Raw genomic sequence first — 9432 nt, forward strand, 5'->3', positions numbered from 1 at the left:
CTCCGCGACGAAGCCCGGGCGCATGGTGATCGTCGCCGGGTTCCAGAACATCGACGACACGCCACCCGAACCCGAAGCCGCCCCCGCCCAGGCCAGACCCTGCGCCTGCGTGCTCTGCTCCCGGATCCCAAAGGCGCCGGCAGACGATTCGGTCACGCCACAGACCAAGGCAAGCAGTGCCGCCGTTCCGGTGCGAACGCGAAAGCTGAACATCATGCCCAATTCCTTAGATCTGCAGATTCAATCCACGAGGAACGATCAATTTCGCTGATTCTGGAACGAACAGCCGCGAACGTCGGAGGCTGGACAGATCCCAGCTGGAGCCATGACGTACGGGGACATCGTCGCCCGCGAGATCGGCACCATGACCTATACGTCATGAAGGTGACTTAAGCGGCAGAAAACTGCAAGCTGACGGCGCGGCGTTTCTCGGTGCAGTCCGGCCGCTTTCGGCACGCGACGCGACGGGTGTGCTCTTTCCGCACCATCCGCCGCAATGCCGTGACGCACAGGGTCCTGACCGCGCCCCGGCGGGTCCGCCGAGGCGGTCGCGCCGAGGCCCTTGTTGCGGCGAGGCCCTTGTTGCGCCGAGGCCTTTGCGGCGGGGCCCTCCGGCCCCGACCGGGCAACCCGGCCGGCGAAGGAGCGCGCACGCCCGCGATACGTTCTGGGCTCGGCTCTCCCGAAACGACGCGACGGCCCTCGCGGGCGGCGCTGCGCCGCGGCCGAATCCCTGCGCCCGACGCTCCGCACCGGGCGGGCTTGCATGACCATGACCTAATGGGCTACTAGCTGACGTATACGTTAATCCTGGCCTGCCCAAGAGAAGCGCTTCCGAGAGAGCGCTGCAGGAAAGGGGGGAGCATGTCGGCCATCCACACCGGTGGCGGCTGCATCGAAGCAGCCGCGTTCTCTCGACCACGTCAGCCGGACGCGGAATCGGACACCCTGCCGGATCTCCTTCACCGGAGCGTGCAGCGCTTCGCGGACAGGCCGGCGCTGGAGTTCTGCGGGCGGGTCTGGAGCTATCGCGAGGTCGGTGCGCTGACCGATCGGGTGGCGGCGGGCCTCGCCGGGCTTGGGGTCGGGCGCGGTGTCCAGGTCGGCCTGTGCCTGCCCAACACGCCGTACTCCGTGATCTTCTACTTCGCGGTCCTCCAGGCCGGCGGGACCGTCGTCAACTTCAACCCCCTCTACACGTCGCGGGAATGCGCGACGCAGATCCGCGACTCGGGCACGACGATCATGGTCGTCTCGGACATCGCCCGGATCTACGATCCGGTCGCCGCGGTGGCCGACGAGGCGGGGCTCCGCCATCTGGTCGTCTGTCCGCTTGCCGACATGCTGCCCTTCGGCCGCGGCCTGCTCTACCGCCTGTTCAGGCGGACTGAGACCGCGCAGGTGCCGGCGGACGCGCGGCACGTCCCCTGGGCCAAGCTGCTCGCGGGCGCCGGCGGGCCGGGTGGGCGGGCCGCCCTGCGCCCCGACGATGTCGCGCTGCTGCAATATACCGGCGGGACGACCGGAACGCCCAAGGGGGCGATGCTCACCCATGCCAATCTCGCCGGCAACGTCCGCCAGCTCGCCCCGCTGATCCGGCAGGCGGGGTTGCGGGACGGGCACGAGCGCGTGCTGGCCGTCATCCCGTTGTTCCACGTCTTCGCCATGACGGTAGCGATGAACCTCGCGATCAAGATCGGGGCGCAGATCGTCCTCGTTCCGCAGTTCAAGATCGATCAGCTCCTCGCCACCATCGCCCGCACCCGGCCGACCTTCTTCCCCGCGGTCCCGACGATCTTCGGAGCCGTCAACAAGGCGGCGGAAACCGCGAAGGTCGACCTGCGCTCGATCCGGCTGTGCATCTCGGGCGGCGCGCCGCTGCCGGCCGAGATCGGCGCCCGCTTCGAGGCGCTCACGGGATGCCGATTGTCGGAGGGCTACGGGCTGACGGAGAGTTCGCCGGTCGTCTGCGTCAATCCGTTCGATGGCCGACGCCGCGCCGGCTCGGTCGGCCTGCCGCTGGCCGATACGGCGATCGAGATCCGCGACCCGCACCACGCCGATCGGCTCATGCCCCCCGGCACGAAGGGCGAAGTCTATATCCGGGGTCCGCAGGTCATGGCCGGCTACTGGCGCCGTCCGGCGGACACGGCCGAGGTGCTCGTCGACGGCGCGTTGAGGACCGGAGATATCGGCTACCGCGACGCGGACGGGTTCCTGTTCCTCGTCGACAGGATCAAGGATCTCATCCTCTGCGGCGGGTACAACGTCTATCCGCGCCAGATCGAGGATGCGCTCTACGAGCACGAGGCCGTCGAGGAGGCGGTCGCGATCGGCATCCCCGACGCGTATCGCGGCGAGAGCCCCAAGGCCTTCGTGAAGCTGCGCGCCGGGCATGCCACGACGCCGGAGGCGCTTCGGACCTTCCTGGCCGAGCGGCTCTCGAAGATCGAGATGCCCCGGGACATCGAGATCCGGACGAGCCTGCCGAAGACCGCGGTCGGCAAGCTGTCGAAGAAGGAACTGGTCGCGGAGGCGCGCGACCGAGCCGGCCCAACGGCCATGGACAGGCGGGCCTCGGCATGACGTTGACGCTCCGCATACTCCAGGAATACGGTGGCCTCCCTTTAGAGAAGGCCTTCTGTGTCCGACACACTGTATACCGTGACCCGACTCGCCCAGGAATTGGGGGTCACGGCGAGGACGGTCCGTTTCTACGAGGACAAGGGGCTTCTCAACCCGCAGCGAGCCGGGAACACGCGCATCTTCGCGCATCGCGACAAGGTGAGGCTGATCCTCATTCTGCGCGGCAAGCGACTGGGTTTCTCGCTGCGCGAGATCAAGGACTATCTCAATCTCTACGACGTCGATCCGACGCAGAAGGAGCAGTGGCGCGACCTTCTGAAGAAGATCCAGGGCCGGATCGATCATCTCGTCGAGCAGCAGAAGGCCCTCGTCGAGACCCTGGGCGAGCTGGAGAAGCTCAAGCTGTACGCGCTGACCGCCCTCGACGGCTCCGAGCCCGCCCAGGCACGCCGCGCGCGCTAGGGCCGTTTCCGGCCGCGTCGCCGCGGTACAGAGCGGCCGCCGACCGGGTATCCGGGGGGCCGTTCCCACCCTTCCCCCTCATCCTCAGGTGCCGGCGCGGGGCGCCGGCCTCGAAGGCGATCGCCAGGGATCGCGCGGCCGGCTGGCGGGCTCCGTCGGGCCCCCCTGCGCGCGCGGCTCGGGGTGCGGGAATCGGGCCGGAAGGCCGCCCTCCCGAGATGGGCCGGCCTGGCTGTGGCGCGTCACGCGTGGGAACGGCCCGCGGGCCCCGTCTCGACCCGCGCGCGCGCGCCGAACCGGCCTCCATCCCGGCGGACGGGCGCGTCCTCACAGACAGGCGCCCCCCATCCGCGCCGGCCCCGGCCGCGCGGCAAGCGCGCCGGGCGGCCGCTCACCTCGTCCCGCCTTCCCGCACGCGGCGGTCGGCGCTGCCCGCCCCCCTTCGTGATCGTTCCGAGAGGACAGCATGACCGACGTCGTCATCGCGGGCTACGCCCGCTCGCCCTTCACCCTGGCGAAGAAGGGAGGCCTCGCCCGGGTCCGCCCGGACGACCTCGCCGCGCAGGTCGTGCGCAGGCTCGTCGCCGAGGCCGGCATCGCGTCCGCGGACATCGAGGACCTGATCGTCGGCTGCGCCTTTCCCGAGGGCGAGCAGGGCTTCAACGTCGCCCGGCTGATCGGGATGCTCGCCGACCTCGACCTCAGCGTCGGCGGCGTCACCGTGAACCGCTTCTGCGGCTCCTCGATGCAGTCGGTCCACATCGCCGCCGGGCAGATCATGCTCGGGGCCGGCGAGGCCTTCCTGTGCGCGGGCGTCGAGAGCATGAGCCGGGTGCCGATGATGGGCTTCAACCCGATGCCGAACCCGGCGCTCCACGCGAAGCGCCCCGGCGCCTACATGGGCATGGGCGACACCGCCGAGAACGTCGCCCGCCGCTGGCAGATCACCCGCGCCGACCAGGAGGCCTTCGCGGTACGGAGCCACCGCAAGGCGGCGCAGGCTCAGGCCGAGGGGCGGCTCGCGGCCGAGATCGTGCCGATCCTCGCGAAGGGCGGCACCGTGGAGGCCGACGGCTGCATCCGCGCCGATGCCAGCGCGGAGGGGCTCGCCGCTCTCAAGCCGGCGTTCCAGCAGGACGGGACGGTGACCGCCGGCACCTCGTCGCCGCTGACCGACGGCGCCTCGGCGGTGCTCGTCTGCAGCGAGGCCTATGCCCGCCGCGCCGGCCTCACGCCGCTGGCGCGGATCGCCGCCATCGGCGTCTCGGGCTGCGAGTCCGAGATCATGGGCATCGGGCCCGTCGCCGCCTCGCGGAAGGCGATGGCGCGGGCCGGCATCACGGCCGACGCCCTCAGCGTGGTCGAACTGAACGAGGCCTTCGCGTCCCAGGCGCTGGCCTGCATCCGCGACCTCGGCCTCGACGAGGCGGCCGTCAACATCGACGGCGGCGCCATCGCGCTCGGCCACCCGCTGGGCGCCACCGGCGCCCGCATCGTCGGCAAGGCGGCCGCGCTGCTCGCCCGCGAGGGGGGCCGCTTCGCGCTGGCCACCCAGTGCATCGGCGGCGGCCAGGGAATCGCCACCCTCCTGGAGCGCGTGTGACGATGACCCAGATCCGCAAAGTCGCCGTCATCGGCGCCGGGGTCATGGGCTCCGGCATCGCCGCCCACATCGCCAATGCCGGCGTGCCGGTGCTCCTGATAGACATCGTGCCGGAGGGCGCCGCCGACCGGAACGGCCTCGCCGCGGGCGCCATCGCCCGGATGCTCAAGACCGAGCCGGCGCCGTTCATGGCGCCGCGCGCCGCCAAGCTGGTGGAGGCGTTGAACGTCGAGGACCATCTCGACCGGCTCCGTGAGGTCGACTGGATCATCGAGGTGGTGGTCGAGCGCCTGGAGGCGAAGCGGGCCCTCTACCGGCGCATCGACGCGGTGCGCCGGCCGGGCACAGCAATCTCCTCCAACACCTCGACCATCCCCCTCGACGCGCTGGTGGAGGGGATGCCGGAGGCGTTCGGCCGCGACTTCCTCATCACCCACTTCTTCAACCCGCCGCGCTACATGCGGCTGCTCGAGGTCGTCACCGGCCCGCGGACCGATCCGGCCCTGGCCGCCACGGTGGCGGATTTCGCCGATCGCAGGCTCGGCAAGAGCGTCGTGCGCTGCAAGGACCGCCCGGGCTTCATCGCCAACCGGCTCGGCATCTTCTGGATCCAGAACGCCATCGCGGCGGCGGACGACCTCGGCGTGCCGGTGGAGGAGGCGGACGCGGTGATGGGGCGCCCCTTCGGCATCCCCAAGACCGGCGTGTTCGGCCTCGTCGACCTCGTGGGCCTCGACCTGATCCCGCACACCACGCAGAGCCTGCGGGCGGCCCTGCCGGCGGAGGATGCGTTCCACGCCACCTTCCGCGAGATGCCGCTGATCACCAAGCTGATCGCGGAGGGGCATACCGGCCGCAAGGGCAAGGGCGGCTTCTACCGCCTGAACCGCGCCGGCGGGCAGAAGACCAAGGAGGCGATCGATCTCGGGACCGGCGCCTACCGGCCTTCCGCCAAGGCGGACCTCCCCGCCCTCAAGGAGGCGAAGGCCCCCCGCGCGGTGCTGGATCTGCCCGGCCGCGTCGGCGCCTACGCCTGGGCGGTGATCGGCCCGACGCTCGCCTATGCCGCCGGCCTCCTCGGCGAGGCGAGCGACGAGATCGCCGCGATCGATGAGGCCATGCGCCTCGGCTACAACTGGAAATGGGGTCCCTTCGAGCTGATCGACCGGATCGGCGGGGCCTACGTGGCCGAGCGGCTGGCGAGGGACGGCCATGCCATCCCGCCGATCCTCGCCGGGCTCGACGGCAAGACCTTCTACCGGGTCGAGAACGGCCGCCGGCAGGTCCTTCGGGCCGGGGGCGAATACGAGGATGTCGTCCGCCCCGAGGGCGTGCTGCGGCTGGAGGACATCAAGCTCGCCGCGCAACCGCTCCTCAAGAACGGCTCAGCCGCCCTGTGGGACATCGGCGACGGCGTCGTGTGCTTCGAGTTCACCGCGCAGGGCAATGCCCTCGACGAGCAGATGATGATCCTGCTCGGGAAGAGCATCAAGCTCGTCAAGGACAAGTACAGGGCGCTGGTGGTCTACAACGAGGCCCCCAACTTCTCGGTCGGCGCGAATCTCGGTCTCGCCCTGTTCGCCGCCAACATCGCCGCCTGGGGCGAGATCGAGAAGCTCGTCGCGCTGGGTCAGCAGACCTACAGCCAGCTGAAATACGCCCCGTTCCCCGTGGTCAGCGCCCCCGCCGGCATGGCGTTGGGCGGCGGCTGCGAGATCCTGCTCCACAGCGACGCCGTGCAGGCCCATGCCGAGAGCTATATCGGCCTCGTCGAGGCCGGCGTCGGCCTCGTTCCGGCCTGGGGCGGCTGCAAGGAGATGCTGGCCCGCTGGCAGTCGTCGCCGACGCTGCCGAAGGGGCCGATGCCGGCGACCGCCCAGGTGTTCGAGACGGTCTCGACCGCCACCGTGGCCAAGTCGGCGGACGAGGCCCGCGACCTCCTGTTCCTGCGCCCGGGCGACGGCATCACCATGAACCGCGACCGGCTGCTCGCCGACGCCAAGGCCAAGGCCCTGTCCCTGGTCGAGGGCTACGCGGCGCCCAAGCCCGTGACGCTGACGCTTCCCGGCCCGTCGGGGGCGCTGGCCCTGCGCATGGCCGCCGAGGGCTTCGCCCGGCGGGGCATCGCCACCCCGCACGATCTCGTGGTGGCGGGGGAACTCGCCGCGGTGCTCTCCGGAGGCGCGGCCGACAGCCTCGATCCCCTCGACGAGGCGGCGCTCCTCGACCTCGAACGCGACAGCTTCATGCGCCTGGTGCGGACGGAGGCGACCCTCGACCGGTTCGAGAGCGTGATCGAAACCGGTCGGCCGGTGAGGAACTGACGCGATGCAGACCTACAAGGCTCCCCTGCGCGACATGCGCTTCGTGCTGCACGAGCTGCACGCCGACCCGGAGGCCCCGGTCCTGCCGGGCCTGGAGGATTTCACCCCCGATGTCGCCGACGCCATCCTGGAGGAGGCGGCAAAGTTCTGCACGGAGCGGCTGCTGCCGCTGAACGCCTCCGGCGACGCCGAGGGCTGCCATTTCGAAAACGGCGCGGTCCGCACGCCGAAGGGCTTTCCGGAGGCCTACCGGGCGTTCCGGGAAGGCGGCTGGACCGCGATGGGCGCCGATCCGGCCTATGGCGGCCAGGGCCTGCCGGCGGGCATCAACAAGCTCGTCGAGGAGATGATCTGCTCGACCAACTTGTCCTTCGGGCTCTATCCGGGGCTCAGCCACGGCGCCTACAGGGCGCTGGCAGACCACGCGTCGGAGGACCTGAAGGCCGCCTACCTGCCCAAGCTCGTCGACGGGACGTGGTCGGGCACGATGTGCCTCACGGAGGCCCATTGCGGCACCGATCTCGGCCTGCTGCGCACCCGCGCGGTGCCGCAGGAGGACGGCTCCTTCAAGGTGACCGGCTCGAAGATCTTCATCTCGGCCGGCGACCACGATCTCACCGAGAACATCATCCACCTCGTGCTGGCGAGGCTCCCGGACGCACCGAAGGGCGTGAAGGGGATCAGCCTGTTCCTCGTGCCGAAATTCCTGCCCCGGGCGGACGGAGCCCCGGGAGAGCGCAACGGCGTCACCTGCAGCGCCCTCGAGCACAAGATGGGCATCAAGGCGTCGGCCACCTGCCAGATGTCCTTCGACGACGCCACCGGCTGGCTGGTCGGCGAGCCCCACAAGGGCATGCGCGCGATGTTCACGATGATGAACAGCGAGCGCCTGTCGGTGGGCATCCAGGGGCTGGGGGCCGGCGAGGCCGCCTATCAGGGCGCCGTCGCGTATGCCCGGGAGCGGCTCCAGGGCCGCTCACTGGTCGGGACCAAGCGTCCGGACCTGCCCGCCGACCCGATCATCGCCCATCCGGACGTGCGGCGGATGCTGATGACGATCCGCGCCTACAACGAGGGCTGCCGGGCGCTCGGCGCCTGGGTCGCCCGCAGCCTCGACGCGCTGGAGCGCCACCCCGACCCCGCCGAGCGGCGCCGGGCGGAGGATTTCGCCGCGCTCATGACGCCGGTGGTGAAGGCGCTGTTCACCGACCTCGGCTTCGAGGCGGCGAGCATCGGCCTGCAGGTCTACGGTGGCCACGGCTTCATCCGCGACCACGGCATGGAGCAGTACGTCCGCGACGCCCGGATCTCGATGATCTACGAGGGCACCAACGGCGTGCAGGCCCTCGACCTCGTGGGCCGCAAGCTGCCGGCCCATGCCGGACGCCTGCTGCGGAGCTTCTTCCATCCGGTGCTGGCCTTCCTCGACGCCGCGATCGAGGACGACGACCTGTCGCCGCTCGCGGAGCCGCTGGCCAAGGCTTTCGGCGCCTTGCAGCTCGCCACGGCCCACATCGCCCGGCGGGGCCTCAAGGACCCGGAGGAGGCGGGCGCGGCCGCCACCGAGTACCTGCGGCTCTTCGGACTGGTCGCGCTCGGCACCATGTGGCTGCGCGCGGCCAAGATCGCCCAGGCGGCCCTCAGGGCCGGCACCGACGAGCGCGACTTCTACGAGGCGAAGCTCGTGACGGCCCGCTTCTACATGGAGCGCATCCTGCCCCAGGTCGCGGGCCTGCTGACGGCCGTGAAGGCCGGCAAGGGCGCGATGATGGCGCTCGACGAGGCGATGTTCTGACGGGAAGCCCCGCGCCCTGCCGGCACCCGGCTCCGCCCGACCTCGGGGTCCCCCGCGGAGCTCGGGCGCGCTCGGGATGGGGCGGGGCACGTGGCGGCCCGGTCATTCCCGCGGCAACGACGGAGGAGAGCGATGGCGGATCTCGAGCAGGTGATGGAGGCGATCGAGGAACGGTCCGCGGTGCTCAGCACGCTCGGTTACCGGGTCCGGTTCGATCTCACCGATGGCGGCAGCATCCTGGTGGACGCGACCGGCGGCGGCGTGAGCGTCTCCACCGGCGAGGCCGGCGAGGCCGGCGAGGCCGTTACGGTGATGAAGCTGAGTTCCGACAACCTGCTCAAGCTGGTGCGGGGCAAGCTGAGTCCGATGATCGCCTTCTCCACGGGCCGCCTGAAGGTGCAGGGCTCGCAGGGCGTGGCGATGAAGCTCGCCGGCCTGCTCGAGTGACGCGCCCGCGCGGGACGTGATTCCGGCCGCCAGCGCCGGCGGGCGGCCATCGGAGGTCCATCAGGAGAGGTCGGATGAAGGTTCTGGTGCCTGTGAAGCGGGTGGTGGACTACAACGTCAAGATCCGTGTGAAGGCGGACGGCTCCGGGGTCGAGCTGGCGAACGTGAAGATGTCGATGAACCCGTTCGACGAGATTGCGGTGGAGGAGGCGATC

7 protein-coding genes and 1 pseudogene are annotated in these 9432 nt (G+C 70.7%); 7 read left to right on the forward strand and 1 reads right to left on the reverse strand.

Features of this window, described 5'->3' with window-relative positions; translation table 11 throughout:
* Positions 1–216, reverse strand: a 216-nt coding sequence (locus MKK82_RS00030) for an outer membrane protein transport protein (protein WP_243984158.1), incomplete at its 3' end; no start/stop codon positions are given.
* 648 nt (positions 217–864) lie between these two features.
* Between MKK82_RS00030 and MKK82_RS00035 the strand changes: the two genes are divergently transcribed.
* The 7 genes and pseudogenes from MKK82_RS00035 to MKK82_RS00065 all read left to right on the forward strand — a co-directional run.
* On the forward strand, positions 865–2586 hold the full coding sequence (locus MKK82_RS00035; protein ID WP_238293912.1) for a long-chain-fatty-acid--CoA ligase: 1722 nt from the start codon (positions 865–867) through the stop codon (positions 2584–2586).
* A gap of 57 nt (positions 2587–2643) precedes the next feature.
* Positions 2644–3048, forward strand: a complete 405-nt coding sequence (locus MKK82_RS00040) for a MerR family transcriptional regulator (RefSeq protein WP_238293910.1) — start codon at positions 2644–2646, stop codon at positions 3046–3048.
* 466 nt (positions 3049–3514) lie between these two features.
* On the forward strand, positions 3515–4651 hold the full coding sequence (locus MKK82_RS00045; protein ID WP_243984159.1) for a thiolase family protein: 1137 nt from the start codon (positions 3515–3517) through the stop codon (positions 4649–4651).
* Positions 4652–4653: 2 nt separating this feature from the next.
* Entirely contained in the window at positions 4654–6975 is a 2322-nt protein-coding gene (locus MKK82_RS00050) for a 3-hydroxyacyl-CoA dehydrogenase/enoyl-CoA hydratase family protein (protein WP_238293906.1), read from the forward strand.
* Between the two features lie 4 nt (positions 6976–6979).
* Positions 6980–8770, forward strand: a complete 1791-nt coding sequence (locus MKK82_RS00055; protein ID WP_238293904.1) for an acyl-CoA dehydrogenase C-terminal domain-containing protein — start codon at positions 6980–6982, stop codon at positions 8768–8770.
* Positions 8771–8902: 132 nt separating this feature from the next.
* Positions 8903–9217, forward strand: a complete 315-nt coding sequence (locus tag MKK82_RS00060) for an SCP2 sterol-binding domain-containing protein (RefSeq protein WP_238293902.1) — start codon at positions 8903–8905, stop codon at positions 9215–9217.
* Between the two features lie 74 nt (positions 9218–9291).
* A pseudogene (locus MKK82_RS00065) lies at positions 9292–9432 on the forward strand (electron transfer flavoprotein subunit beta/FixA family protein); the annotation flags it as partial.

This window comes from Methylobacterium sp. E-046 (assembly GCF_022829625.1).
Classification (GTDB): Bacteria; Pseudomonadota; Alphaproteobacteria; order Rhizobiales; family Beijerinckiaceae; genus Methylobacterium; species Methylobacterium longum.

Coding starts and splice junctions, on each gene's coding strand:
- MKK82_RS00055 (WP_238293904.1), top strand. CDS start 6,980: ATGCAGACCTACAAGGCTCCCCTGCGCGACATGCGCTTCGTGCTGCAC.
- MKK82_RS00045 (WP_243984159.1), top strand. CDS start 3,515: ATGACCGACGTCGTCATCGCGGGCTACGCCCGCTCGCCCTTCACCCTG.
- MKK82_RS00035 (WP_238293912.1), top strand. CDS start 865: ATGTCGGCCATCCACACCGGTGGCGGCTGCATCGAAGCAGCCGCGTTC.
- MKK82_RS00060 (WP_238293902.1), top strand. CDS start 8,903: ATGGCGGATCTCGAGCAGGTGATGGAGGCGATCGAGGAACGGTCCGCG.
- MKK82_RS00050 (WP_238293906.1), top strand. CDS start 4,654: ATGACCCAGATCCGCAAAGTCGCCGTCATCGGCGCCGGGGTCATGGGC.